23 protein-coding genes are annotated in these 25,966 nt (G+C 72.9%); 7 read left to right on the forward strand and 16 right to left on the reverse strand.

Features of this window, described 5'->3' with window-relative positions; genetic code table 11:
• Positions 1-31: 31 nt before the first annotated feature.
• Genes egtD through egtA form a run of 4 tightly spaced genes read right to left on the reverse strand, consistent with a single transcriptional unit; the run spans position 32 to position 4,453 of the window.
• Positions 32-1,003 (reverse strand): L-histidine N(alpha)-methyltransferase, encoded by a 972-nt coding sequence (gene egtD, locus BKI49_RS33430; protein ID WP_095938048.1) that lies wholly within the window; start codon positions 1,001-1,003, stop codon positions 32-34.
• The gene (gene egtC, locus BKI49_RS33435) at positions 1,000-1,791 is read right to left on the reverse strand and encodes an ergothioneine biosynthesis protein EgtC (protein WP_095938049.1); all 792 of its coding nucleotides are present in this window, start codon (positions 1,789-1,791) and stop codon (positions 1,000-1,002) included. The genes egtD and egtC overlap by 4 nt, the downstream gene beginning before the upstream one ends.
• Positions 1,791-3,122 (reverse strand): ergothioneine biosynthesis protein EgtB, encoded by a 1,332-nt coding sequence (gene egtB, locus BKI49_RS33440; protein ID WP_095938050.1) that lies wholly within the window; start codon positions 3,120-3,122, stop codon positions 1,791-1,793. The genes egtC and egtB overlap by 1 nt, the downstream gene beginning before the upstream one ends.
• Positions 3,119-4,453 (reverse strand): ergothioneine biosynthesis glutamate--cysteine ligase EgtA, encoded by a 1,335-nt coding sequence (gene egtA / locus BKI49_RS33445; RefSeq protein WP_095938051.1) that lies wholly within the window; start codon positions 4,451-4,453, stop codon positions 3,119-3,121. The genes egtB and egtA overlap by 4 nt, the downstream gene beginning before the upstream one ends.
• Before the next feature lie 257 nt (positions 4,454-4,710).
• Here egtA and BKI49_RS33450 point away from each other — a divergent pair, with 257 nt between their 5' ends.
• Positions 4,711-5,541, forward strand: coding sequence for a TIGR02452 family protein (locus BKI49_RS33450; RefSeq protein WP_095938052.1), 831 nt, complete (start codon positions 4,711-4,713; stop codon positions 5,539-5,541).
• A gap of 9 nt (positions 5,542-5,550) precedes the next feature.
• On the opposite strand, the gene BKI49_RS33455 is transcribed toward BKI49_RS33450, so the two are convergent.
• From BKI49_RS33455 to BKI49_RS33470, 4 genes are all read right to left on the reverse strand, one after another.
• A complete protein-coding gene (locus BKI49_RS33455; RefSeq protein WP_095938053.1) occupies positions 5,551-5,997 on the reverse strand; it encodes a type II toxin-antitoxin system PemK/MazF family toxin in 447 nt (148 codons plus the stop codon).
• 155 nt (positions 5,998-6,152) lie between these two features.
• Complete coding sequence (locus BKI49_RS33460) at positions 6,153-7,643, reverse strand: SPFH domain-containing protein (RefSeq protein ID WP_095938054.1); 1,491 nt, start codon at positions 7,641-7,643, stop codon at positions 6,153-6,155.
• A gap of 460 nt (positions 7,644-8,103) precedes the next feature.
• Positions 8,104-8,322, reverse strand: a complete 219-nt coding sequence (locus BKI49_RS33465; RefSeq protein ID WP_179332666.1) for a hypothetical protein — start codon at positions 8,320-8,322, stop codon at positions 8,104-8,106.
• Positions 8,323-8,348: 26 nt separating this feature from the next.
• On the reverse strand, positions 8,349-9,800 hold the full coding sequence (locus BKI49_RS33470; RefSeq protein ID WP_257005059.1) for an amidase: 1,452 nt from the start codon (positions 9,798-9,800) through the stop codon (positions 8,349-8,351).
• 159 nt (positions 9,801-9,959) lie between these two features.
• Here BKI49_RS33470 and BKI49_RS33475 point away from each other — a divergent pair, with 159 nt between their 5' ends.
• The 3 genes from BKI49_RS33475 to BKI49_RS33485 all read left to right on the forward strand — a co-directional run bounded on the left by BKI49_RS33475 (position 9,960) and on the right by BKI49_RS33485 (position 13,734).
• Positions 9,960-10,994 (forward strand): LacI family DNA-binding transcriptional regulator, encoded by a 1,035-nt coding sequence (locus BKI49_RS33475; RefSeq protein ID WP_095938144.1) that lies wholly within the window; start codon positions 9,960-9,962, stop codon positions 10,992-10,994.
• 77 nt (positions 10,995-11,071) lie between these two features.
• Positions 11,072-12,250 (forward strand): 4-hydroxybenzoate 3-monooxygenase, encoded by a 1,179-nt coding sequence (locus BKI49_RS33480; RefSeq protein ID WP_095938057.1) that lies wholly within the window; start codon positions 11,072-11,074, stop codon positions 12,248-12,250.
• A 47-nt stretch (positions 12,251-12,297) separates the two neighbouring features.
• On the forward strand, positions 12,298-13,734 hold the full coding sequence (locus tag BKI49_RS33485; protein WP_095938058.1) for a benzaldehyde dehydrogenase: 1,437 nt from the start codon (positions 12,298-12,300) through the stop codon (positions 13,732-13,734).
• A gap of 54 nt (positions 13,735-13,788) precedes the next feature.
• Here the strand turns inward: BKI49_RS33485 and trxA are convergent, their stop codons facing one another.
• Positions 13,789-14,310 carry a thioredoxin gene (gene trxA, locus BKI49_RS33490; RefSeq protein ID WP_306453585.1) on the reverse strand — a complete coding sequence of 174 codons (522 nt, stop codon included), beginning with the start codon at positions 14,308-14,310 and terminating at the stop codon, positions 13,789-13,791.
• Here trxA and BKI49_RS33495 point away from each other — a divergent pair.
• Entirely contained in the window at positions 14,291-15,718 is a 1,428-nt protein-coding gene (locus BKI49_RS33495; protein WP_095938060.1) for a dihydrolipoyl dehydrogenase family protein, read from the forward strand. The genes trxA and BKI49_RS33495 overlap by 20 nt on opposite strands.
• Positions 15,719-15,722: 4 nt before the next feature.
• Here the strand turns inward: BKI49_RS33495 and BKI49_RS33500 are convergent, their stop codons facing one another.
• Both BKI49_RS33500 and BKI49_RS33505 read right to left on the reverse strand, forming a co-directional pair.
• A complete protein-coding gene (locus tag BKI49_RS33500; protein ID WP_095938061.1) occupies positions 15,723-17,309 on the reverse strand; it encodes an ABC-F family ATP-binding cassette domain-containing protein in 1,587 nt (528 codons plus the stop codon).
• A 1,105-nt stretch (positions 17,310-18,414) separates the two neighbouring features.
• The gene (locus tag BKI49_RS33505) at positions 18,415-19,071 is read right to left on the reverse strand and encodes a peptide deformylase (protein ID WP_095938062.1); all 657 of its coding nucleotides are present in this window, start codon (positions 19,069-19,071) and stop codon (positions 18,415-18,417) included.
• A 222-nt stretch (positions 19,072-19,293) separates the two neighbouring features.
• Between BKI49_RS33505 and BKI49_RS33510 the strand changes: the two genes are divergently transcribed.
• A complete protein-coding gene (locus BKI49_RS33510) occupies positions 19,294-20,679 on the forward strand; it encodes a PepSY-associated TM helix domain-containing protein (protein WP_095938063.1) in 1,386 nt (461 codons plus the stop codon).
• Between the two features lie 128 nt (positions 20,680-20,807).
• On the opposite strand, the gene BKI49_RS33515 is transcribed toward BKI49_RS33510, so the two are convergent.
• The 3 genes from BKI49_RS33515 to BKI49_RS33525 all read right to left on the reverse strand — a co-directional run bounded on the left by BKI49_RS33515 (position 20,808) and on the right by BKI49_RS33525 (position 22,372).
• The gene (locus BKI49_RS33515; protein WP_095938064.1) at positions 20,808-21,155 is read right to left on the reverse strand and encodes a tetratricopeptide repeat protein; all 348 of its coding nucleotides are present in this window, start codon (positions 21,153-21,155) and stop codon (positions 20,808-20,810) included.
• A 75-nt stretch (positions 21,156-21,230) separates the two neighbouring features.
• The gene (locus BKI49_RS33520) at positions 21,231-21,716 is read right to left on the reverse strand and encodes a MarR family winged helix-turn-helix transcriptional regulator (protein WP_095938065.1); all 486 of its coding nucleotides are present in this window, start codon (positions 21,714-21,716) and stop codon (positions 21,231-21,233) included.
• 89 nt (positions 21,717-21,805) lie between these two features.
• The gene (locus BKI49_RS33525) at positions 21,806-22,372 is read right to left on the reverse strand and encodes a MarR family winged helix-turn-helix transcriptional regulator (RefSeq protein WP_095938066.1); all 567 of its coding nucleotides are present in this window, start codon (positions 22,370-22,372) and stop codon (positions 21,806-21,808) included.
• 176 nt (positions 22,373-22,548) lie between these two features.
• Between BKI49_RS33525 and BKI49_RS33530 the strand changes: the two genes are divergently transcribed.
• Complete coding sequence (locus tag BKI49_RS33530) at positions 22,549-23,514, forward strand: pirin family protein (protein ID WP_095938067.1); 966 nt, start codon at positions 22,549-22,551, stop codon at positions 23,512-23,514.
• A 215-nt stretch (positions 23,515-23,729) separates the two neighbouring features.
• Here BKI49_RS33530 and BKI49_RS33535 read toward each other — a convergent pair whose 3' ends face one another.
• Entirely contained in the window at positions 23,730-25,100 is a 1,371-nt protein-coding gene (locus BKI49_RS33535; RefSeq protein ID WP_095938068.1) for a VWA domain-containing protein, read from the reverse strand.
• Positions 25,097-25,957 carry an AAA family ATPase gene (locus BKI49_RS33540; RefSeq protein ID WP_095938145.1) on the reverse strand — a complete coding sequence of 287 codons (861 nt, stop codon included), beginning with the start codon at positions 25,955-25,957 and terminating at the stop codon, positions 25,097-25,099. The genes BKI49_RS33535 and BKI49_RS33540 overlap by 4 nt, the downstream gene beginning before the upstream one ends.
• Positions 25,958-25,966: the final 9 nt, after the last annotated feature.

Genomic DNA, 25,966 nt, shown 5'->3' on the forward strand with positions numbered 1-25,966 from the left:
GGCGCCCGCCCCGGCCCTGTCGGCGATCCTGTCAGCGGTCCTGGCCCGCGACGCTCAGGGACAGCGCGAAGCGGCCCTCCGCGTCCGTCCACCAGTGGGTCAACGCGAAGCCCGCCGAGGCCAGTTCGGCCCGCACACCGTCCTCGCGGAACTTCGCCGAGACCTCGGTGCGCAACTCCTCGCCCCGCGCGAAGTGCACGGCGAGGTCGAGGGCGGGGATCTTCACCGTCTGAGCGGCCCGCGAGCGCAGCCGCATCTCGATCCACTCCTGTTCGGTGTCCCACAGGGCGACATGGTCGAACGCGTCGGGGTCGAAGTCCGCCTCCAGCTCACGGTTGACGACGCTCAGCACGTTCTTGTTGAACGCGGCCGTCACCCCGGCCGCGTCGTCGTACGCGGCGACCAGGACCGACTCGTCCTTGACCAGGTCGGTACCGAGCAGCAGCGCGTCGCCGGGCGACAGCAGCGCCCGTACGGACGCCAGGAACGCGGCGCGTTCGGCGGGCAGCAGATTGCCGATCGTGCCGCCGAGGAACGCGACGAGCCGCGGTCCGGGGGTGTCGGGCAGCGTGAGGGAGCCGGTGAAGTCGGCGATCAGCGCGTGCACGTCGAGGCCGGGACGTTCGGCGGCCAGCGCCTGGCCGGCCTGGGTGAGCGCGCTCTCGCTGACGTCCACGGGGACATAGGTGTGCAGGCCGGGCAGCGCGTCGAGGAGGTGGCGGGTCTTCTCGGACGAGCCGGAGCCCAGCTCGACGAGGGTGCGCGCGCCGCTCGCCAGGGCGATCTCCCCCGCCCGGGCGAGCAGGATCTCCCGCTCGGCGCGCGTGGGGTAGTACTCCGGGAGCTCGGTGATCTTCTCGAAGAGTTCGCTGCCGTGCGCGTCGTAGAACCACTTGGGCGGCAGCGTCTTGGGCGTACCGGTGAGGCCGTGCAGGACGTCCGCGCGCAGCGCGGCGTCCGTGGCGTCCTCGGGGAGGGTGCGGGTCAGAAGGAACGGACTCACGTACGGGGCTCCTTCGGCTGTGCGGGTGCCATGTCGTCGTTCATGTCCTTGAGAGGGGTGAGCAGCACCTCGGTGCGGCTCGCCGTGAGCAGGGTGTGGTCGGGGACCTCCCGCCAGTGCGGGTCGTCGTCGTACGGCTCGGAGGCCACGACGGTGCGGGGGCCGGGCCCGGAGAGGTACCAGAGGGTGTCGCCCCAGGCGGTCGCCACGATCGTCTCGCCGTTGGTGAGCAGCAGGTTGAGGCGGGAGCCGGGGGCCGCCTCGGCGACCTCCACGACCGTGTCCGCCAGCGCCTGCCCCTCGTCGTCGCCGCCGCGCAGCCGGTGCAGGACCAGCGCCCAGACGAGCGCGGAGTCGCAACGGGCCTCCAGCGACAGCACCTCCTGCGCGGGCAGGGTCGTGGCGAGCGGCGCGAGCGTGCCGGGCCACCCGGCGACCGCGCCGTTGTGGCTGAACAGCCAGGGGCCCGCGGCGAACGGCGCCGCCGCGGCCTCCCCGTCGGCGCCCGCCACGGTCGCGTCCCGCACCGCGGCGAGCAGCGCGGAGGCGCGGACGACACGGGCCAGGTCGGCGAACGACTGGTCGCCCCAGATGGGCACGGCGCGCCGGTAGCGGGCCGGCACCGGGTCCCCGGTGGCGTACCAGCCCACGCCGAAGCCGTCGGCGTTGACCGTCCCGTGCCGCTGCCGCCGGGGCGCCCACGCCTGCCGGAACAGGCTGTGCTCCGGCTCCACGAGGAGTGCGCCGAGCGGCTCCTCGGGCCCCAGGAACGCCAGATGACGGCACATCAGGCACTCCCGGGTCCGGCGTCGCGCGCGGTGCGGAACCCGCTGAAGATCTGCCGCCGGATCGGGTAGTCCCAGTTGCGGAACGTGCCCCGGCAGGCCACCTGGTCCACGGCGAACGAGCCGCCGCGCAGCACCTTGTACTCCGGCCCGAAGAAGACCTCCGAGTACTCCCGGTACGGGAAGGCCGCGAAGCCGGGGTAGGGCGCCAGGTCGCTCGACGTCCACTCCCACACGTCACCGATCAACTGCCGGACACCCAGCGGGGATTCGCCCTCCGGATAGCTGCCCGCCGGCGCCGGGCGCAGATGCCGCTGGCCGAGGTTGGCGTGCTCGGGCGTCGGGTCGGCGTCGCCCCACGGATAGCGGCGGGAGCGGTCGGCCGCCGGGTCGTGCCGGGCTGCCTTCTCCCACTCCTCCTCGGTGGGCAGCCGCCGCCCCGCCCAGCGGGCGTACGCGTCGGCCTCGTACCAGGAGACGTGCAGCACCGGCTCGTCGGGCGGTACGACCTCGGTGACGCCGAACCGGCGCCGCAGCCACTGTCCGCCCTCGCGGCGCCAGAACAGCGGCGCCTCGATGCCGTGACCCCGGACGTGGTCCCATCCCTCGGCGGTCCACCAGCGCTCGTCGCCGTACCCGCCGTCCTCGATGAAGGCCAGGTAGGCGGCGTTGGTGACGGGCGTGGTGTCGATGAAGAACGACGGCACCGTACGCCGGTGCGCGGGCCTTTCGTTGTCCAGCGCCCACGGCTCGGTGGACGTGCCCATCGTGAACGGGCCACCGGGGACGAGGACTTCGGAGGGCCCGGTGAACCGAGGCACGGGAGCGGGGTCCGGCGCCGTCAACGCGGCCGGCCCCCGGCGCAGCTGATGGGTGATCAGCATGGTCTCGTCGTGCTGCTGTTCGTGCTGCGCGATCATCCCGAAGGCGAACCCCGCCCGGGTCAGAGGTGTGCCGTGGAACGCGGTGCCCTCCAGGACGTCCAAGGCCCGGCCGCGCACCTCGGCGGCGTACTTCCGGGCCTCCGCGGGCGGCAGCAGCGGCAGCGAGGGGCGCTCGGCGCGCGGATGCTCGAACGCGTCGTACAGCCCGTCGATCTCGGGGCGCATGGCGTCGCGCCCCGCGACCGCGCGCAGCAGCCACAGCTCCTCCTGGTTGCCGATGTGCGCGAGGTCCCACACCAGGGGCGACATCAACGGCGAGTGCTGTGCGGTCAGCTCGGGGTCCTCCACGCAGGACGTGAGGAGCGCGGTGCGGTCGCGGGCCGTGGTGAGCGCGTCCAGCGCACGCTCCCTGAGCGACTCCGGGTCCGTGAGCGTTTCGGGGGCGGTCATGTGCGGATGTCCTTCCCGTGGAACTGACCGTACGAACGACTGTGCGAAGGGTCGAGGATGCGGGCCGGAGAGTGTCCCTGGAGGCTGCTGAGCAGATCGTCGGCGGGGCAGCGACCGCGGGCCACATAGCGATCGGTGAACGCCGCCACGGCGTCCAGGACGTCCCTCGTGGCACCGAGCCGGGGCAGCGCCTCGGCCGCCGCCGCGAAACAGACGGTCGCGGCCTCCCGCAGCTCCGGATCGGCCAGCCCGAACCGCGCGGCGTCACGCCACAGCGGATTGCGCGGGGCGGCCAGGGGGCCGGCCCGCTCCGCGAGCGGCTTCACCGTCCGGTAGGCGGTCTCGGCCGCGTCCGGATCGTCGAAGAGCGCCGCCGTCACGGCGAGCGGCACGATCCAGCCGTCGTCGCCCGGCTGCGCGTCGATCATGCGCAGCTCCAGATGCCCGCGGGGCCGGACCGGCGGGAAGAGGGTCGTCAGGTGGTAGTCCAGGTCCTCCTTGCGCGGCGGGCTGCCCGACCGCGTCCAGTCACGGAACGTCATGTTCTCGGGCACGTCCCAGGGGCCGCTGGACGCCCGTACGCACATCACCGGGGAGTCCAGGACGTGCCGGGCCCAGGCGGCGCGCGGCTCGACGCCCGGCGTCGGCGCGTCGCTGCGCCCCGGGTCCATCGCGGTCCACAGCGACTGGCGGGTGGAGAGCCAGCCGGTGCGCCGCCCCCCGGCCATCGGGGAGTGGGCGAACGCGGCCACCAGGACCGCGCCCAGCTGGTGAGCCAGCCACCAGCGGCGCCCGTGGCCGAGCGGGCCCGGCTCCTCGTACCCGGCGTCCAGGCACACCTGGACGGACGCGGAGGTGCACATCATGGCCCGGCCCTCGGGCCCCGCGCGGTCGAGATAGTGCTCCATGGCGTCGTACCTGGGCTCATGGAGGAAGCGGCGCGGCGGGTTCCACGGGTCCTGGCCGTAGCCGATCAGGCCGAGACCCGCCGCGCGCAACGTCGCGCGGACGGCGTCGAGGTCGGCCGAGACGGACCCGATGCACTCCATCAGGGAGGCGGCGGGAGCGGAACTGAGCTCCAGCTGGCCGCCGGGCTCGACGGTGAGCGTCGAACGCAGGGGCAGGGTCCGCAGTGCGGCATAGGCCGCTTCGAGTCGTGCGGAGGGGACGGGGAGCCGCGGGTGCCGCAGCTCGTGGACGAGCCATTCCACTTCGACACCGAGGTATCGGGGCGGCCCGGTCTTGAAGCAGATGCCTCGGACCAGAGCGTCGACCTCGGCCTCGGTGACGACGGAGTGGGACTCCGTACAGTCACTCACCGAATCGGACATGTAGGGATCCTCCTGAGATTCCAGCATGCCGCCGGCCCGGGATCTTGTGGGCCGGACCGGCAATCACCCGTCCCACCCAAGACCCTCGCGGCGGTTCGCACAAGGGTGCAGATCGCCGCTTTCGGGACCGCCAAACACTGTTTGCGGGGCCGCGAAACTCTGTTGCGCCGCATGACCAGCATCGCTCACGATGCGTTCATGGGCACGACGGGGGAGATCACGCAGGGGGCGCTCGCGGCACGTACGGGGGTCGCGCCATGAGCGCTCGCCTGCGTGCGACGGCACTTCGGACGGAGGAAATCGTCTCGGCGGGGGCCTACCGCGCGTCCGACGGACGTGAGGTCCCGATCGGCGCGGCCGTGGCCGCCGCCCGCGCCGGCACGAGGACGCACGGTCCGGAGCCGGTGGAGATCCCTCCGTTCGCTCCGCGGGAGACGGTCTTCGAGGTCACCGGCGAGAGCAGCCTCCAGGCCGCCCGCAGGCTCACCGGGGACGACCCCGTCGCCGTACTGAACTTCGCCTCGGCGCGCAACCCCGGCGGCGGTTACCTGAACGGCGCGCAGGCCCAGGAAGAGGCCCTGTGCCGGGCCTCCGCGCTGTACACGTGCCTGGCCGGGGTCCGCGAGTTCTACGACCACCACCGCGCCCACCGCGATCCGTTCTACACGGACCGGGTGATCCACTCACCCGCCGTGCCCGTCTTCCGCGACGACCGCGGCGCCCTCCTCGACGCCCCGTACCACGCCGGATTCCTCACCGCCGCGGCGCCCAACGCGGGCGTGATCCTGCGCAGGACGCCCGAGCGCGCGGTCGAGCTGCCGGGCGCCCTCGTGGTGCGCGCCGAGCGGGTCCTGGAGACGGCCGTCACCCATGGCTACCGGCGACTGGTGCTCGGAGCGTGGGGCTGCGGCGTCTTCCGCAACGACCCCGCGCAGGTGGCGGACGCCTTCCACACCCTGCTGGGGGCCGACGGCCGGTTCGCCGGCGCCTTCTCCCACGTCGTGTTCGGAGTGCTCGACCGCACCCGCGGGTCGGTCACCCTGGGTGCTTTCGAACGGACATTCGCAGAGCTGGCCGTGCGCCGGTAGCCGATCCGCTCACCGCCAGCCGTAGCGCTCCCGCAGCCGGTGCACCACCAGGTTGAAGCGCATCCGGTCCAGGGCGCACGCCTCGCGCCGCATGCCGGCCTCGTGCAGCCGCAGCACCCGGTCCACGTCCACCCACGAGTCGCGCCCCGACCGGTCCCACGGACCGCTGCCGATCGGCACCCACTCACGGTCGCCGTCGTGCCGCTTGCTGGAGAGCTGCACGGCGAGGAACGTGCCGGCGGCCTCGCGGGCGACGACGAGCACCGGACGGTCCTTGCCCCGTCCGTCGTTCTCCTCGAAGGGCACCCACGTCCAGACGATCTCGCCGGGATCGGGGTCCCCGTCGTGCGCGGGGGAGTACTCGGTCCGCACCCGGCCCACCTCGCGGGGCTCGGCCTCGGTGGTCGCGGAGGGGCCGTGGCGGCCGGGCACGTCTTCGTCGGTAAAGGCAGTCACGCGGGCCACGTTAGAGCCTGCGGGGCGCGCACCGACGGGCAGGGCCGACCTGCGCTGCCGTGACGCCGGCCCGCGGGCCCCCGGTACGAGACCCCGTGGACATGCGACTTCGGGCGTACGGGAGCCAACTCCCGTACGCCCGAAGGCTCAACGCCTCACCCCTCGTCGTTCTCCACGGCCACCTTCTCCGTGCGCGGCGCCGTGAAGCCGTTGAGCCCGGCGGCCGAGCCGTTCGGCGCGGTGCCGTTCTGGTTCATCGACGCGAGCAGCTGCCGGGCCAGACCGAGCCCGGTGCCGCCCATGGTGAGTGCCTTGGCGAACATGTCCGACATGCCGTCGGCCCCGTTGAGCAGGACCATGTGGTCGACGTTGCCGAACGCGCTCGCGCCCGCCTGGACGATCTCCGGCCAGTTCTCGGCGAGTTGCTGGGCGACCACCGCCTCCTGGTTCTCGGCCAGCGCGGCGGCCCGCGCCTTGATGGCCTCGGCCTCCGCCAGACCCCGCGCGCGCGTCGCCTCGGCCTCCGCCAGACCCTTGGCCTGAGCGGCGGCCGCCTCCGCCTCACCGGTGGCGCGGGTCGCGGTCGCGGCGGCCGCACCCCGGGCCTTCGTCGCCTCGGCCTCGGCGTTGGCGGCCGTCTTGACCCGGTTCGCCTCGGCCGCGGCGGCCAGTTCGGTCTCCTTCGCCTTGGCCTGGGCCGACGAGATGCGCGCGTCGCGGTCGGCCTCGGCGCGGGCACGGATCTCGTACGCCTTCGCGTCCGCGGGCTTGCGGACGTCCGCCTGGAGCTGCTGCTCGCGGCGGTGCGCCTCGAGTTCGGCGACCCGGGTCTCCTGGACGACGACGTCCTGCTGGGCGGCCGCGAAGGCGAGCGGTCCGGCCTGCTGGGCCTTGGCGGCGGCCTTGTCCCGCTCGGCCTGGTAGCCGGCCTGGAGGATCTCGCTGTCCCGGGTCGCCTCCGACATCCGTGCCGCGGCCTGCTGTTCGGCCTCGGTGGCGAGACGATTCGCCTCGGCCTGCGCGATACGCGCGTCGCGCTGGACGGCGGCGGCGTGCGGCATGGCGAGATTCTTGATGTACCCGGTCGGGTCCTCGATCTCGTGGATCTGCAGCGAGTCGACGATCAGGCCGAGCTTCTCCATCTCCGTACCGCACGCGGCACGGGTCTGACCGGTCAGCTTCTCCCGGTCGCGGATCATGTCCTCGACGGTCAACCCGCCGACGATGGACCGCAGATGACCGGCGAACACGTTGTGCACCCGCTCCGACATCAGCTTCTGCTGGTCGAGGAAGCGGCGGCCCGCGTTGGCGATCGACACGAAGTCGTCGCCCACCTTGAAGATGACCACGCCGCGCACCTTGAGCGGAATGCCCTGGTGCGTCACGCAGTCCACGGACAGCTGGGTCTCGTTGAGGTCGAGCGAGAGCTTTCGCACCGCCTGCACGCCCGGCAGCACCAGCGTGCCGCGGCCCGTCACGATGCGGAATCCCATGCCTTCTTCAAGGCCCTCGGTCCGATGCTTCGAACCGGAGATGATCAGTGCTTCGTTGGGCTCCGCGACGCGCCACATGAGCTTGAAGACCACAACGACGAAGATCAGCGCGAGGACGACTGCCCCCGCGACGACGCCGACAACCATCGGCATACGCCCCCTTTGCATGGTGCCCTTTCGGCACCGAACGAACGGGAGTGTGCTCCTGCGCAAGGCCGGGGTACAGACGCTGACAGATCCTTGTCGCAATCTTGACGCATACCGCTCTCACCTGGGACGAAGGCCTCACATACGAGCTGTTGACGACGGTGCGCGGGGCACACGCGGACGGCCGCGCCGCGTCGTCGCGGCGATCGGTTCCCGCCGGGAGGCGGAGGGCGCGGTCACCGGTCGACCCCTGCGAGGTGGGGGCGCGGTCACCGGTCGATGCCCGTGAGATGCGGGGCGCGGTACGCGGTTCACCAGGCATGCCGGAGGGCGCGGTCACCGGCTCAGGGGCCCCGCGGTGCGCGGTGCCGAGTGAGGCCGAGCGGCGGCGCACGCCGAACTCTCCGGTGGCACGCTCCAGTTGGAGTTGGAGTTGGAGTTGGAGTTGGAGTTGGCGTCGGCCGGCTCAGGCGTCGTACGCGGCCGACACGTACACCGTGCGCGGCGGCAGATACTCCACCACCATCACGACCGTGCCCCGCTCGATGCGCTCCTTCGGCGTGGCGGGGTACGCGAGGAAGTGCTCGGCGCCGCCACGCACCCGGACGATCACCTCGCCGACGAGCCCGGGCCCGACCGCGCCGGTCACCCGCCCCATCAAACCCACCATCGACGCGTCGTCCATGGCCACAGAGTAAGCCCGGAACTCCCTCACGCCGCCGGTGAGTCAGCGGAGTCAGTGGAGTCGGCGGGGGTCCGGTGCGGAGGCCACCGCTCGTGCCAGCGCCCGTCCGCCTCCAACTGCGCGGCCAGCGACACCAGCAGGAGTTCGCTGTTCGCGGGGCCGAGCAACTGCGCGCCCACGGGCAGTCCGTCACCGACGAAGCCCGCGGGTACGTTGACCCCGGGCCAGCCGAGGATGTTCCACGGCCACGCGTAGGGGCAGGCCGCGATCATGGCCCGGTCGGTGCCCAGGCCGTTGAGGTTCACCATCGAACCGATCCGCGGCGGGGGAGCGGCGGTCGTCGGCGCGAGCAGCACGTCGTACGTGTCGAAGAGCGCGCCGACCCGCCGGTGCAGGGCGGCCTCCGCCTTCCGGGCGGCCCGCAGGGGCGCGCCGCCGAGCAGCCTGCCCAGCCGGGCGGCGTCGAGGGTGCGCCGGTCGAGCAGGTCCCGCCGTGGCACCTCGCGCACGTGTTCGGCGAGTCCCGCCGTGGCGCGCGGGATGAAGGTGAGGCCGATCCGCCCGTAGCGCGGCTCCGCCTCCTCCACCACGTGCCCGAGTTCCGCCAGCCGTTCCGCCAGGGCGACGACACGCGCGCGTACGGCGGGGTCGAGACGGGCGGGCAGCGCCGTGAACGGCGGCTTCAGCGACAGCGCGATGCGCAGCCTTCCGGGGTCGCGCCCCACCGCGTCCTGGACACGCAGAGTGGGCGGGCGGTGCAGATCGCCGTCGTGGTTGCCGCTCGCCGCGTCCAGGAGGAGGGCCGCGTCGGCGACCGTGCGGGCCAGCGTGCCGTTGACCGTGATGCCCTGGAACGACTCCGGACGCGGCCAGGTGGAGATCCGGCCGCGCTGCGGCTTGATGCCGACCAGGTGCGTCCAGGAGGCGGGGATGCGCACCGAGCCCGCACCGTCCGAGCCCAGCGCGGCGGGAACCAGACCCGCCGCCACGGCGGCCGCCGAACCCCCGGACGAGCCGCCCGGGGTGTGGTCGTGGTGCCAGGGATTGCGGGTGGCACCGAAGGCGGGTCCTTCGGTGAAGGGCCACTGGCCGAGCTCGCACGTGTTGGTCTTGCCGACGACGACGGCTCCGGCCGCCCGCAGCCGGCGGACCGCCTCGCCGTCCCGGTCCTTCGGCGGGAAGTCGCCCGGACAGCCGAACGCGGTCGGCTCGCCCGCCACGTCCATGTCGTCCTTGACCGCCACCGGCACCCCGAGCAGGGGCCGCCGCACCCCGGCCGCCAGCTGCGCGTCCGCGGCGTCCGCCTCGGCGAGGGCGGCCTCGGCGCGCACCACACGGAACGCGTTCAGGGTCGGCTGCGTCGCCTCGATCCGTGCCAGCGCACGTTCGGTCAACTCCCGCGCGCTCACCTCGCCGTCGGCGAGGGCGCGGGCACATTCGGCCAGACCTGCGGCACGGTCGGGAACCATCCGGGACACCTCCGAAGCACTCTGTCTACCGAACGGTAACCTCCGGACGCCCCGACCGGTACGGGAAGGGCAACTTCCATTGAGCCAAATGGAGTTCCGCACGTCGCGGGGCCCTTGGACCCCCGGCACGGAGCGGCTCGCCGGGGTTCTGCAAGGATGCCGTACGTCATGGTGCAGATACCGAAGCAGTCCGCCTCGTCGTCCCCCGCCCAGCGCCCCGTGCCGACGAGCGCCGATGTGGCCCGTCTGGCGGGAGTGTCCCGCGCGACCGTCTCGTACGTCCTGAACAACACCAGCGCCGTCCGGATCAGCGAACCCACCCGCCGCCGCGTCCACGAGGCCGCCAAGGAACTCGGCTACGTCCCGCACGCCGCCGCCCGCAGCCTGCGCGCCGGACACAGCCGCATGGTCCTCATGCCTGCCCCGACCGTCCCGGTGGGCCCCCTCTACAGCCAGTTCTTCAACGAACTCCAATGGGCGCTGAGCCGCCTCGACTACACCGTCGTGCAGTACGGCGGTCTCGGCCTGCACGGCGACGAGGCGGCCCGCGCCTGGGCGGAGCTCCGCCCGGTCGCCGTCCTGGTGCCCGGCAGCGGCCTCGGCCCGGAGGGCCTCGCCGTCCTCAAACGGGCCGGCGCCCGTGCCGTGGTCACCCTGGGGCCCGAACGCGTCGAGGGCGCCCACGCACTGCTCATGGACCACGACCGCGTCGGCCACAGCGCGGGCGCCCATCTGCTGGCCCGCGGCCGTCGCCGGATCGGCGTAGTCATGCCCGGCGAATCCGGACTGGAGATCTTCTCCCGGCCCCGCCTCGACGGTGTCCGCCGCGCCCTGCGCGGCAGCGACGCGTCCGTCACCGAACTGCCGCTCGCGTACGCGGAGGAGGACGCGGCCCGGCTCGCGGCGCGCTGGCGCACCCTGGGCCTCGACGGTGTGTTCGCCTACAACGACGAGTACGCCATGTTGCTGATGCGCGCCCTGCAGGACGAGGGCGTCGGCATCCCCGACGAGACGGCCGTCATCGGCGCCGACGACCTGATGCTCGGCCGGCTGCTGCGGCCCCGCCTGAGCACCGTCCACATCGAGTTGCCGTCCGGCCGCGACCTCGCCGAACTGGTCGACCGCGCCGTCCGCAGGCCGGGTGCCGCGCCCGAGACGCACGAGGTCCTCGGCGCGCGGGTCGTGCACCGCGATTCGAGCTGAGAGAGGCTGGGCCCGCACCCGGGTCTGTGTGAGGCTGGGGGCTGTTCCCCGCGGACACCGGACACCGGAGGCGCGTCATGCGGACCACGGTCGGCATCATCGGCGGCGGGCCGGCAGGCCTGCTGCTGGCCCGGCTGCTGCACCGGACGGGGATCGACTGCGTCGTCCTGGAGAGCAGGACACGGTCCTACGTCGAACGGCGTCAGCGCGCCGGGATGCTGGAGCAGGGCACGGTCGACGCGCTGCGCGAGAGCGGAGCCGGTACGCGTCTCGGCACCGAGGGCATGCTCCACCACGGGATCGAGCTGCGCTTCGAGCGCGAACGCCATCGCATCGACTTCCCCTCGCTCACGGGCGGCCGTACGGTCACGATCTACGCCCAGACGGAGATCGTGAAGGACCTCGTCGCCCTCCAACTCGCCGACGGGCCGCCGCTGCTGTTCGGGGCGCGGGCGCTGGCCGTCGAGAAGGCGGACAGCGAGGCGCCCGTCGTACGGTTCGTGCACGAGGGCCGCGAGCGCACCTTGACCTGCGACTACGTGGTGGGTTGCGACGGCTCCCACGGCATCGCCCGTGACGCCTTCCCCGCGGACGTGAGCCGCACGTACGCCCACGACTACCCCTACTCCTGGCTCGGCGTCCTGGCCGAGGTGCCGCCCTCCTGCGAGGAACTCGTCTACGCGCGCGGCCCGGGCGGTTTCGCGCTGCACAGCATGCGCTCGCCGTCGCTGTCACGGCTGTACCTCCAGGTCCCGAACGGCACCGTCGGCGACGACTGGCCCGACGACCGCATCTGGGAAGAACTCGCCGCGCGCTTCGCGATCGACGCCGACTGGCGGCTGGAACGCGGCCCGATCACCGCCAAAGGGGTGACCCCGATGCGCAGCCTCGTCCACGAACCGATGCGGTACGGACGGCTGTTCCTGGCCGGCGACGCCGCCCACATCGTGCCCCCGACCGGTGCCAAGGGACTCAACCTCGCGGTGTCCGACGTACGGGTCCTGGCCCGTGGCCTCGCCGAGCTCTACCGCACCGGGTCACCCGAACTCCTGGACGTCTACTCGGACTTGTGCCTCGACCGGGTGTGGCAGGCCACCCGCTTCTCGTACGACATGACCAGGATGCTGCACGCGCGACCGGACGGGGACGCCTTCGACCACCAGGTGCAGCTGGCACGGCTGCGCCGGATCACGGCATCCCGCTCGGCGGCCGCCGAACTGGCCGCCAATTACACGGGACTTCCGCTCACCGTGTGAGCCCGCCGGACCCACCGGTGACCTGAGAACGATCGGAGAGAGCCGTCATGCCGTTGCTCGACCCCACGAACTGGCAGTCCCGTCCCCTCTCGGGCGGCGGGCACACCGTCACCGAACCCGCCACCGGCGACTCCCTCGGCGCCGTCACCCTCGCCACCGCCGAGGACGTCGCCACGGCGGCCCGCGCGGCGAGCGCCGCCCAGCCGGAATGGGCAGGACTCCCGCACTTCGCGCGCGCTGCCGTACTGCGCAGGGCGGGGGACCTCTTCACCGCGCACGCCGACGAGCTGCGCGACTGGATCGTCCGCGAGTCCGGCTCCATCCCCGGCAAGGCCGACTTCGAACTGCACGTCGCCGCCCAGGAGTGCTACGAGGCCGCCGCGCTCGCCTCGCGCCCGGTCGGCCAGATCCTGCCGTCGGAGGCGCCCCGCCTGTCGTACACGCGGCGCGTGCCCGTCGGCGTCGTCGGCGTCATCGCCCCCTTCAACGCCCCGCTCATCCTGTCGATCCGCTCGGTGGCCCCCGCGCTCGCCCTCGGCAACGGCGTCGTACTCAAACCCGACCCGCGCACCGCGGTCTGCGGCGGCCTGGCACTCGCCGCCGTCTTCGCCGAGGCGGGCCTGCCCGACGGGCTGCTGCAGGTCCTGCCGGGCGGCCCCGAGGCCGGACAGGCCCTCGTCGCCGACCCGCACGTGCCGGTGATCTCCTTCACCGGCTCGACCGCGGCCGGACGCGCGGTCGGTGAGGCCGCGGGCCGTCACCTCAAGCGGGCGCACCTCGAACTGGGCGGCAACTCGGCCCTGATCGTGCTGGAGGACGCAGACATCGACGCGGTCATCTCCACGGCCGCCTGGGGCTCGTTCTTCCACCAGGGGCAGATCTGCATGACGACGGGCCGCCATCTCGTCCACGCCTCGCTCTACGAGGAGTACGTCGAACGGCTCGCCGCCAAGGCCGACTCCCTCGCCGTCGGCGACCCCTACCGCGAGCAGGTGCACCTGGGACCGATCATCGACCGCGCCCAACTCGACAAGATCCAGGGGCTGGTGGAGTCCAGCACGGCCCACGGGGCGAAGCTCGCGGCGGGCGGCTCGCACGAGCGGCTCTTCTACCGGCCGACGGTGATCGCCGGGGTCGACGACACGACTCCCGCGTACACGGAGGAGGTCTTCGGCCCGGTCGCCCCCGTACGTCCCTTCAGCACACCCGAAGAGGCCGCGGCCCTCGCCTCCGCGGGACCCTACGGCCTCTCACTGGGCATCGTGACCCGGGACACCGCGCGCGGCCTCGACCTCGCCGAGCGCATCCCGACCGGCATCGCCCACATCAACGACCAGACCGTCAACGACGAGGCCGTCGCACCCTTCGGCGGTATCGCCGCCTCCGGCACCGGAGCCCGCTTCGGCGGCGAGGCCAACCTGGACGCCTTCACCGACGTGCGCTGGACGACGGTCCGCGGCGACGTCGCCGTGTATCCGTTCTGAGGACGCGTGCACGGCGGGCCGGCGGTCCCGAGGGACCGCCGGCCCGCCGTCGGCTCACTGACCGTTCTGCTGGGCCTGCTGCTCCGCGATGGACTTGCGGACCTCGTCCATGTCCAGCTTCCTGGCCTGCCCGATGACGTCGTCCAGGGCGGCCTCGGGCAGCGCCCCGGGCTGGGCGAAGATCGCCACCTGGTCCCGGACGATCATCAGCGTCGGGATCGACTGGATGTCGAAGGCGGCGGCCAGCTCCGGCTGGGCCTCGGTGTCCACCTTGGCGAACACCAGGTCCGGGTTGGCCTGAGCGGCCTTCTCGTAGACGGGGGCGAACTGACGGCACGGCCCGCACCAGGACGCCCAGAAGTCGATCAGGACGAACTCGTTGTCCGCGACCGTCTGGTCGAAGTTCTCCTTGGTGAGCTCCACGGTGCTGGTCATGCGCGTTTCCTTCTTCCTCGCGTCCGGGTCATACCGGTTTGCACAACGCCGCCTTCCAGGGACGTATTCCGCGCACGTACCCATGTGGAAACGGCGCACACCACCGACCAGACTGACCCCCATGACGGAAACGGAATCCATCGCCTATGACGTAGTGGTGCTCGGTGCCGGACCCGTGGGGGAGAACGTCGCCGACCGCACCCGCGCGGCCGGTCTGTCCACCGCGGTCGTGGAGAGCGAACTCGTCGGCGGCGAATGCTCGTACTGGGCGTGCATGCCCAGCAAGGCCCTGCTGCGCCCGGTGATCGCCCGCGCCGACGCCCGCCGCGTGCCCGGCCTGCGCCAGGCCGTGCAGGGCCCTCTCGACGCCCCCGCGGTCCTCGCGCACCGCGACTACTACACGTCCCACTGGAAGGACGACGGCCAGGTCGGCTGGCTGGACGGCATCGGAGCGGACCTGTACCGCGGCCACGGCCGGCTCGCCGGACCGCGCACGGTGACGGTGGAGGGGGCGGACGGGACCCAGGTGCTCACCGCCCGGCACGCCGTCGTCGTCTGCACCGGAAGCCGCGCCCTCCTGCCCGACCTGCCGGGACTCGACCAGGTCAAGCCGTGGACCAGCCGCGAGGCCACCAGCGCACACGCCGTGCCCGGACGGCTCGTCGTGGTCGGCGGCGGCGTGGTCGCCACCGAGATGGCCACGGCCTGGCAGGCCCTCGGTTCGCAGGTCACCCTCCTGGTGCGCGGCAAGGGTCTGCTGCCGCGCATGGAGAGCTTCGCCGGCGAACTGGTCGCCGAGGCGCTCACCGAGGCGGGCGTCGACGTGCGCACCGGCACCTCGGTGGCATCGGTGACACGCGAGGGCTCCACCGTGGTCGCCATGACCGACGCCGGCGACCGCATCGAGGCCGACGAGATCCTCTTCGCCACGGGCCGCGCGCCCCGCACCGACGACATAGGCCTCGACACGCTCGGCCTGGAACCCGGCTCATGGCTGGAGGTCGACGACAGCCTGTGGGTGACCGGCAGCGACTGGCTGTACGCGGTCGGCGACGCCAACCACCGCGCACTCCTGACCCACCAGGGCAAGTACCAGGCCCGGATCGCGGGCGCCGCCATCGCCGCCCGCGCCGCCGGGGTGCCCCTGCTGGAGTCCGACCCCTGGGGCGCGCACGCCGCGACCGCGGACCACTCGGCCGTGCCGCAGGTCGTCTTCACCGACCCGGAGGCCGCGGCCGTCGGCCTCTCGCTGGCCGAGGCGGAGCAGGCCGGCCACCGCGTGCGCGCCGTGGACGTCGACATGGCGTCCGTAGCGGGCGCGGGCCTGTACGCGGACGGCTACCGCGGCAAGGCCCGCATGGTCGTCGACATCAACCGCGAGATCCTCCTCGGCGTCACCTTCGTCGGCCCCGGAGTCGGCGAACTGATCCACTCGGCGACCATCGCCGTCGCCGGGCAGGTGCCGATCAGCCGCCTCTGGCACGCGGTCCCGTCCTACCCGACGGTCAGCGAGGTGTGGCTGCGCCTCCTGGAGGCGTACCGCGGCTAGGGCGTCAGGCCAGGGACACCAGCTCCAGGTACTCCTCGCTCCACAGGTCCTCGTCCGCGTCCGGGAGCAGCAGCACCCGGTCGGGACGCAGGGCCTCGATGGCGCCCTCGTCGTGGGTGACCATGACGATCGCGCCCGGGTACGTGCCCACCGCGCCCAGCACCTCGGCGCGGGAGGCCGGGTCGAGGTTGTTGGTGGGCTCGTCCAGGAGCAGCACATTGGCGCCGGAGTGCACGAGGCCCGCCAGGGCGAGGCGGGTCTTCTCGCCCCCGGACAGGACGCCGACGCGCTTGTCGGCGTCGTCGCCCGTGAACAGGAACGAGCCGAGCACCCGCCGCACCTCGCCGTCGGTGAGGTGCGGCGCCGCCGCGGCCAGATGGCCCCGGACGGTGCCGGCGGGGTCCAGCGTGTCGTGCTCCTGGGCGAAGTAGCCGAGGCGCAGCCCGTGACCGGGCACCACACGCCCGCTGTCCGGGCTGTCCTGCCCGGCGAGGAGCCGCAGCAGCGTGGTCTTGCCCGAGCCGTTGAGGCCGAGGACCACGAGTCTGCTGCCCCGGTCGACGGCCAGGTCCACTCCGCTCAGGACGTGGTGATCGCCGTACGACTTGGACAGCGCGACCGCACCGAGCGGCATCCGCCCGCAGGGGGCGGGTTCGGGCAGCCGGATCCTGGCCACCTTCTCCGCCCTGGTCACGGGTTCGAGGCCGGCGAGCATCCGGTCGGCGCGGCGGGCCATGTTCTTCGCGGCGACCGCCGTCGACACGTAGGCGCGCATCCGGTCGGCCTGCGCGTGCAGCGCCGCCGCCTTCCGTTCGGCGTTCGCCCGTTCCCGGGCACGGCGGCGCTCGTCCGCCTCGCGCTGCGCCAGGTAGGCGTGCCAGCCCGTGTTGTGGACGTGGAGCGTGGCGTGGTGCGGGTCCAGGTGGAAGACGCGGTTGACGACATCGGCCAGCAGCGAGGTGTCGTGGCTGATGAGCACCAGTCCGGCCCGATGGTTCGTCAGGAAGCCGCGCAGCCAGGCGATCGAGTCGGCGTCCAGGTGGTTCGTCGGCTCGTCCAGCAGCAGTGTGCCGTGGTCCGCGAACAGGATGCGGGCCAGCTCGACGCGGCGTCGCTGTCCGCCGGACAGGGCGCCGACCGGCTGGTCCAGGACCCGGTCGGGGAGGCCGAGGCCCGCGGCCACCCGCGCCGCCTCGGCCTCCGCCGCGTAGCCTCCGCGCGCCTGGAACTCGGCCTCGGCGCGCGCGTACGCGTTCATCGCACGCTCCGACCCGTCGGCCATCGCGGCCTCGGCCGCACGCAGCGCGCGTACGGCCTCGTCCAGACCCCGCGCCGACAGGATGCGGTCGGTGACGGTGACCGCGGGGTCGGCGGCACGCGGGTCCTGCGGCAGGTAGCCGAGCGCCCCCGTCCGGGAGACGGACCCGGCCGCGGGCCGCGCCTGCCCCGCGAGGGTGTTCAGGAGGGTGGTCTTGCCCGCGCCGTTACGGCCGACCAGGCCGACGCGGTCGCCGGGGGAGACGTGGAAGGAGATGTCGGACAGCAGCAGACGGGCACCTGCGCGCACGTCGACACCGCGAACGGTGATCATGGGAATTCGCTCCGGGAATCAATCGGCAGAAGGACACACGTGTGGCGTGGAAGCGGGTCCTTGAGCTAAGAGATTCGGGGCGTAGCCATGGGCCCAGGCTAACGAGCGCGGGTTGCGGACCGCCACCGGGTTTCGCTCCGCGAGTGGTTGCCGTGTCGGTCGGCGGCCGTGCGGGATCTCGTGGGTCGCCCGGTACCGGTGGGATCGGCCTGGACGGCCTCGTCCTCAAGCGCCGGACGGGCTGAAGGGTGCCCCTGGCTTCAGAGGGCTGCGGGCGTCTGTCGGTGTGCGCGTTGGATCTCGTGGGTCGCCCGGTACCGGTGGGATCGGCCTGGACGGCCTCGTCCTCAAACGCCGGACGGGCTGAAGGGTGCCGGCCGGGTCGAGGGGTGCTCTCCGCTCCTCATTCCGGACAGGCACGGAACGCGCCACCGGATCTCGTAAGCCACCCGGAACTGACCCAGATCGGCCTGGACGGCCTCGTCCTCAAACGCCGGACGGGCTGAAGGGTGCCGGCCGGGTCGAGGGGTGCTCTCCGCTCCTCATTCCGGACAGGCACGGAACGCGCCACCGGATCTCGTAAGCCACCCGGAACTCAGCCCGATCGGCCTGGACGGCCTCGTCCTCAAGCGCCGGACGGGCTGAAGGGTGCCGGCCGGGTCGAGGGGTGCTCTCCGCTCCTCATTCCGGACAGGCACGGAACGCCCCACCGGATCTCGTAAGTCACCCGGAACTGACCCAGATCGGCCTGGACGGCCTCGTCCTCAAGCGCCGGACGGGCTGAGAGGTGCTCTCTGCCCTCAAGGCGGGACGGGATGGGAGCTGCCGCCGGACGGGACGGGAGGTACCGCCGGACGGGCCAAGGGCTGGGCCCCCAGCCCCACTCACACCCGCACCCCGCCCCCTCACCGAAGGGGCCGTGCCGGTGCATCACATGCCCGTTGCGGACGGCGCCACCAACCCACCGCACTGACTCGCCGGACCACACAAGGGCTGCAACGGGCGGATCACCGGCACGGACCCGACCCACCCACCGGACCGACGGCGAAACGGCCGGCAACCACCCCCGCACCCACCGACACGCCCGCCGAGCAGCACGGCTCCCTCACTCAGGCAGTGAAAAACCCAGGACCGCCGCAGCCCGTTCCGGCGTCGGCTGGCTCCAGAGTTCCGCCATCGCCTGGTTCGACGCCAGGGACCGCAACTCGGCGCGGTCCAGGTACAGCGTCCCGTCGAGGTGATCCGTCTCGTGCTGGACGATGCGCGCGGGCCAGCCGCTGAACACTTCGTCGACCTCACGACCCCGCTCGTCCAGCGCCCGCAGCCGCACCTGGGCATGTCGCTCCACGACGGCCTGCCAGCCCGGCACACTCAGGCAGCCCTCGAAGAACGCCGCCCGCCCCGCGCCGACCCCCTCGTACGACGGGTTCACGAGCACCCGGAACGGCTGCGGCACCCGCCCCCGCGCGAGCCGCACCTCCTCGGACACAGGAGCCGGGTCCTCGATCACGGCGAGCCGCAGCGGCACGCCGACCTGCGGCGCCGCGAGCCCCACGCCGGGCGCCGCATGCATCGTCGCGCGCAGCGCGGCGACGAAACGGGCCAGCAGCCCGGCGTCCAGCTGCCCGTCGAAGGGCTCGGCCGGCTGCCGCAGCACCGGGTCGCCGGCCGCGACGATCGGCAACGGCCCTTCGTGGTCGAGGAGTTCCTCGACCAGGTCGTTCAGAGGGCGGGAGAGGCTGGGGTCACGTTCGGATGCCATCGCGCCAGGATGCCAAGCCGGACCGCGCCGAGCGAGGCGGAGCCGGGCGAGTCCCGGACCTTTCTCCCGCACCACCCGCCACGCCCCTGTGACCCGCGCCACACAAGGCGCCGGGAACTCGATGCGCCCGCCCCCCGACTACTGGACCGCCACCCCGAAGGGGAGCCCAACTCCCCGTCCCGTGGCCCCTGTCCGTCCCCTGCCCGACCGGAGACCCTGCCAATGCCCACCGCTCCCTCGACCACGACGGACGACCCCACGCCCGTCACACCGACCCCGTCACGAAGAATCCGGGCCACGCTGCGCCCCCTGGTCCTGCGCCTGCACTTCTACGCAGGCGTACTGGTCGCCCCGTTCCTGCTGGTGGCCGCCGCGACCGGATTCCTCTACGCCGCCTCGTTCCAGGCCGAGAAGATCGTGTACGCCCACGAACTGACCGTGCCGGCCGGCGACCGCGAACTGCCGTTGTCCGAGCAGGTGACCGCGGCCCGCAAGGCTCATCCCGAGGGCACGGTCTCGGCCGTGCGGCCCTCCCCGGAGGCGGACGCGACGACCCGGGTGCTGCTCTCCGGCGTCCCGGGCGTCGACGCCGACCACACCCTCGCCGTGTTCGTCGACCCGTACACGGGGAAGGTGCGCGGAGCCCTGGAGCAGTACGGCTCCACGGGCGCGCTCCCGCTGCGCACCTGGATCGACGGGCTTCACCGGGACCTGCACCTCGGTGAGAACGGCCGGCTCTACAGCGAACTCGCCGCGAGCTGGCTGTGGGTGATCGCGGGCGGCGGCCTGGTGCTGTGGTTCGGCCGCCGAAGGGAGCGGCGCAAGGTGCGCGGCACCACCGGACGGCGCCGCACCCTCGGACTGCACGGCACGCTCGGCGTCTGGGCGGCCACCGGCTTCGTCCTCCTCTCCGCGACTGGGCTGACATGGTCGGCGTACGCAGGGGCGAACATCGACGAGCTGCGGACCTCGCTCGGCCAGGCCACGCCATCCGTCTCGGCCGCGACCGGCGGCGACCACGCGGCGCATGGTGGCGCGAAGTCCGGCGAGGCGACCGCGCGAGACCTCGACGCGGTGCTCGCGGCGGCACGGGCCGAGGGGCTCGGCGACCCCGTCGAGATCGTCGCGCCCGCCGACGCCTCCTCGGCGTACGTCGTGAAGCAGATCCAGCGCAGCTGGCCCGAGAAGCAGGACTCGGTGGCCGTGGACCCGGCGACCGGCGAGGTCACCGACGAACTCCGGTTCGCCGACTACCCGCTGCTGGCCAAGCTGACCCGCTGGGGCATCGACGCGCACACCGGCACGCTGTTCGGCCTCGTCAACCAGATCGCCCTGATGGCCCTCGCGCTCTCGCTGGTGCTGCTCATCGTGTGGGGGTACCGCATGTGGTGGCTGCGCGGCCGGGCGTCGGCGTTCGGACGGCCCGTTCCGCGGGGCGCGTGGCAGCAGGTCCCGCCGCAGATTCTGGTCCCGGCCATGGCGGCGGTCGCCGTCCTCGGCTACTTCGTCCCGCTGCTCGGCATCCCGCTCGCCGCGTTCGTCGCCGTGGACGTCCTCCTCGGCGAGATCGCCCACCGCAGGGGGAGGCGCACTCCCGCCGCCGGGTAGCGCGATCAGTCGAGCGGCTGGCGGTGGCCGGTGACCGGCGGCCGACGACGCACAAGGGGCCGACCACCATGAGCGGCCGGCCCCTTCGTCTCCGGCGGACCTTTCGAGCGGCCTCGCCGGACAAGCGGTCACACCTGCTCGAAGTCCCCCGCGAGCGCGGAGGCGATCCGCATGTGCGACTCCGCCTCGTCGTGCCGCCCCTGGCGTTCGAGCGTGCGCCCCAGCATCAGCCGGGCGTAGTGCTCGACCGGGTCGAGCTCCACGAGCGCGCGCAGCTCCGTCTCCGCGCGGCGCAGCTGGGCCGAGTGGTAGTAGGAGCGCGCCAGCAGCAGCCGGGGTCCGACCTGCTCCGGCACCTCCTCGACCAGCCCACTCAGAATCCGCGCCGCGGCGGCGTAGTCCCTGGCCTCGAAGAACATCCCCGCCCGCTCCCAGCGCTCCGCGGCCGTTCCCTGGTCGTAGTACGTCGTGTCCACTGCTGACCTCCTTCGACGCTCCACAACCGGGGCAGTTGGTTGAATATTCCACAACCCTGCGGAGGCTGCCGACCCCTACGCCCCGACCGCCTCGGTGTCGGCGGACTCCCCGTTCGCCGGCCCGGCATCGGCCAGTTCGGCATCGGCCCGCTGCGTGATCAGCGCCAGCACGCGACCGGCCGTCGCGAGGTCCTCGGCCGGGATGCCGGCGTAGAGCCGGGCCGCGATCGCGTTGCCCCCGGTGCGGACCGCCTCGAACAGCTCCCTGCCGCTGTCCGTGAGCGACACCTGGTCCGCCGCCGGCTCGTCCAGCAGCTTCCGTGCCGTCAGTTCCTCGACGGTCTCGCGGGCCAGCGTCTCGTCGATCTTCAGGGCTCCGGTCAGGCGGCCCACGAGCCGGCCGCGCTCGACGGTCCCGCCGTTGTCGGAGACCGCGCGGAGGGCGACGGACTGGTTGAAGGTGGTGCCGGTGCGGGCCAGGACCTTCTCCAGGGCGGCGCGGCTCGCGTAGTGGGCGAGGCCGATGACCTGGCCGTTGACCGGGGGAGTGGTGGTGGTCATGACGACTCCTTCTCGGAATGCGGATCGGATGGATCGGACGCGGCGGGCTCTTCCTGCGTGCTGGGCTCCCCACGCGCGGCGGGCTCTTCCTATGCGCTGGACTCCCCGCCGGTGCCGGGCACTCCCGGTGTGCCGGGCTCCCCGCCCGCGCCGGACTCTCCCGGCGCGGACGACTCTCGCGCGGCGGGAGAGCCCGGCGCGCGCGGATCGAGAGACACGTCGAGCAGGGTGGCCAGCTCAGCGCTGAACGCCCGTGTGCGTTCCCCGTCGAGCCCGCCGAGAGGTTCGAGGAGCTGGTCCAGGAGGCCCTGGACCGCCCGGATGGCGCGACGGGCGACAGCGCGCCCGTCCTCGGTCAGGGACAGCTGGACCGCCCGCGGGTCCGCCGGGTCCCGTACACGGTCGACGAACCCGGCCGCCTCCAGCGCGCGGGCCAGCTTCGAGACGTAGAGCGGTTCGAGCCCGGTGTGATCGGCGAGCCGGCGCTGACTGGGGCGCAGCCCGTCCCGCTGCATGCCGTACAGCGACGCCACCAGCGAGTACTGCGCGTGGGTCAGGCCGAGCGGGGCGACCGCACGGTCGACCGCCACACGCCATTTCATCGACAGACGCCAGACGAGGAAGCCGGGCGTCGCCTTGTCGGGTACCGAACTCATGGCAATTACCGTACATGGCTACTATGTACATGGCTACTATTTTTCGGAGGGTCCGCCCGATGGCGTACGCGCCTGCGACCGAGGACCTAGGACCCCTGCCGTTTCTCGGCCAAGACCCCCCGTACGGCGGTCCGATGGCCTGACGCAAGGTCCTCGACAGGGCTAGGTTGTGCCCCATGAGCAATCTTGATCGCGAGGCGGTTCCCGCCCTCTGCGGTGGCCGCGGGTTCGTGGTGGCCGAGCCGGTGCGCGAACTCCTCAGCCCCCGCCGGGTCAAGCTCGGCGAGTCCACCGAAGTCCGCCGTCTGCTCCCCAACCTGGGCCGTCGCATGGTCGGCGCGTGGTGCTTCGTCGATCACTACGGGCCCGACGACATCGCGGACGAGCCCGGCATGCAGGTCCCGCCGCACCCGCACATGGGCCTGCAGACCGTCAGCTGGCTGCACGAGGGCGAGGTGCTGCACCGTGACTCCACGGGCAGCCTGCAGACCATCCGCCCGCGCGAACTCGGTCTGATGACCTCGGGGCGGGCCATCAGCCACTCCGAGGAGAGCCCCCGGTCGCACGCCCGCCTCCTGCACGGCGCGCAGCTCTGGGTCGCCCTCCCCGACAGCCACCGCCACACCGACCCGCGGTTCGAGCACCACGGCGAACTGCCGGTCGTCACGGCACCCGGCCTCGACGCCACACTTATTCTGGGCTCGGTCGACGGCGCGACCTCGCCCGGCACGACGTACACGCCGATCGTCGGTGCCGACCTGGCCCTCGCGCAGGGCGCCGACGTACGGCTGCCCCTGGAGCCCGACTTCGAGTACGCCGTGCTCTCCATGTCCGGCGAGGCGCACGTCGACGGCGTACCGGTGCTCCCCGGCTCGATGCTCTACCTCGGCTGCGGCCGCACCGAACTCCCCCTGCGGGCCGAGTCGGACGCGGCCCTCATGCTCCTGGGCGGCGAGCCCTTCGAAGAGGAGCTGATCATGTGGTGGAACTTCATCGGACGGACCAACGCGGACATCGAGCAGGCCCGGCAGGACTGGACGGTCGGCTCACGCTTCGGCGAGGTCAAGGGCTACGACGGCGACCCGCTGGCCGCCCCCGACCTGCCCCCGGTGCCGCTGAAGCCGCGCGGACGAGTGCGTTGACCTGCGAAGACGCCCGCGAATCCAAGGCCTGGCCGGTGATGTCGGCCCTGACCGGACGAACACCGACTCGACGCCGACCTCATCGACCGTCCGCGGGGCCGGATTGACCACCCGTCGGGGCAGGCCGACTCGACTCCGCATTCACCGACCGTTCTGCCCATCCGCGGCACGACCGAGCGGGGGATCGTCGCGGGCGACACCGCTCGCGTGCGCGTTCAGACCGGCAGCAGCCGGGCGATCAGCGCGCTGAGCTGCCGTGCGTTGCGGCACTCGTGCATCTCGACGAGCCCGGCGTAGGCGGGGGCGGCGGAGTCGCCGGTGCCCCACTGGGAACGCGGTTCGGGGTTCAGCCAGTAGGTGCGGCGGGACCGCTCGGAGATGTCCCGCACGGCCGGCAGGTTGGGGTCGCTCATGTTCGTGCGGGCGTCACCGAGGACGAACACGGTAGTGCGGGGGCCCACGGCGTCGGCGTACCGCTCGGTGAACTCCCCGAACGCGACACCGTAGTCACTGCTGCCGTGCCACCCCGTCAGCGTCGCCTCGTCGCGGATGCGGGCACTCAGTCCGTCGGCGTCGGCCGCGCCGCGCCGCAGCAGGCCGGTCACCTCGTCGATCCGGTTGACGAAGGCGAACACCCGCACCTTGCTGAACTGGTCGTGCAGCGCCTGCACCAGCAGCATCGTGAAGTCGGAGAACCCCGACACGGAACCCGAGACGTCGCACACCAGCACCAGTTCCGGGCGGACGGGGCGACGCCTGCGCAGCACGGGCCGCATCGGCACCCCGCCCGTCGACAGCGAGCCGCGCAGCGTCCTGCGCAGGTCGATGGTGCCGCGGGAGGCCCGGCGGCGGCGTGCGGCGAGCCGGGTGGCCAGCTTGCGGGCCAGCGGCTGCACCACCTTGCGCAGTTCGGCGAGCCGGTCCCGCCCCGCGAAGAGGAAGTCGACCCGGTCGGCGGTCGGCGCCACCGCCCGCCGCGCGATCTCGTCCCGGCCGCGCCGCTCGGCCACCCGGCGCCGCGCCTCCGTGGCGACCTGCTGCCGGAACTCCTCGATGCGCCGCCGGATCTCGTCCTCCAGCAGCCGGTCGGTGAAACCGGCGGCGTCGCCGCGGGCACGGACGGTGTCACGCACCCGGGCCATCAGTGTCTGCGGACGCAGCCGGTCCAGCGCCTGGTACGACGACCAGCCGTCACCGCCCGGCGTGGCGCCGTAGCCGCCGAAACCGGTCACGGCCTCCTGCGCCAGCCGGGCCAGCATCGCCCGGTCGTCGGTGGCGAGCGCCTCGGCCAGCCGGTCGCGCAGGTCCTCCCGGTCCACCGTCGCGTCGGCGTCCAGGGCGCCGACGCGGCGCGGGAAGTACACGTCGAAGACCGGGTCGAACACCCGTCGCTGCCCGGGGTTGTGCAGCAGCGTGGCGGCCAGCCCCTCGCGCAGCCGTTCGCGGTCGGTGAGGCCGAGCGCCTCCAGGGCCTGCGCGGCGTCCACGCTCTCCCCGGTGCCGATGCGCACACCGTGCGAGCGCAGCGCGCCGACCAGGCCGGTCAGCCGTTCCGCGAGGTCCGCGGCGGGCGCCGGAGAGGTCACAGGGAGTCCAGGTCGAGCTTGGCCGCCGCCTTGAGGACGTCGTCCTGGTGCTTGAGGATGACGCCCAGACTGTCGCGTACGACGGTCTCGTCCAGGGTGTCCGCGCCGAGCGCGAGGAGCGTGCGGGCCCAGTCGATGGTCTCCGCCACCGATGGCACCTTCCGCAGGTCCATCTCGCGCAGCGCGCCGACCACCCGCACCACGGACTCCGTCAGCGCCGCGTCGAGGCCCGGCACCTTCAGCCGTACGATCCGGCGCTCCAACTCCTCGTCGGGGAAGCCGATGTGGAGGAAGAGACAGCGGCGACGCAGCGCTTCGGACAGCTCGCGGCTCGCGTTGGAGGTGAGCACCACGAACGGGCGGCGGGTCGCGGTGACGGTGCCGAGCTCGGGGACGGTCACCTGGAAGTCGCTGAGCACTTCGAGCAGCAGGCCCTCCACCTCGACGTCGGCCTTGTCGGTCTCGTCGATGAGCAGCACCTTGGGGTCGTCCCCGCGGATCGCCGTGAGCAGCGGCCGGGGCAGCAGGAACTCCTCGCTGAAGATGTCCGTGCGCGTCTCGTCCCACGTCTCGTCCCGCCCGGCGCTGATGCGCAGCAGCTGCTTGGCGTGGTTCCACTCGTACAGCGCCCGGGACTCGTCGACCCCCTCGTAGCACTGCAGGCGGATCAGCCGGGCCTCGCCGACCTGGGCGACGGCCTTGGCGAGTTCGGTCTTGCCGACGCCTGCCGGGCCCTCCACCAGAAGCGGCTTGCCGAGCCGGTCGGCGAGGAACACCGTGGTGGCGACGGCGGGCGACGCGAGATAGCCGGTCTCGGCGAGGCGCGCGGTGACATCGTCGACGGACGTGAAAAGCAACGGGGCCTC

Origin of the sequence: Streptomyces sp. Tue6028, assembly GCF_002300165.1 — a bacterium.
GTDB classification, from domain to species: Bacteria; Actinomycetota; Actinomycetes; order Streptomycetales; family Streptomycetaceae; genus Streptomyces; species Streptomyces siamensis.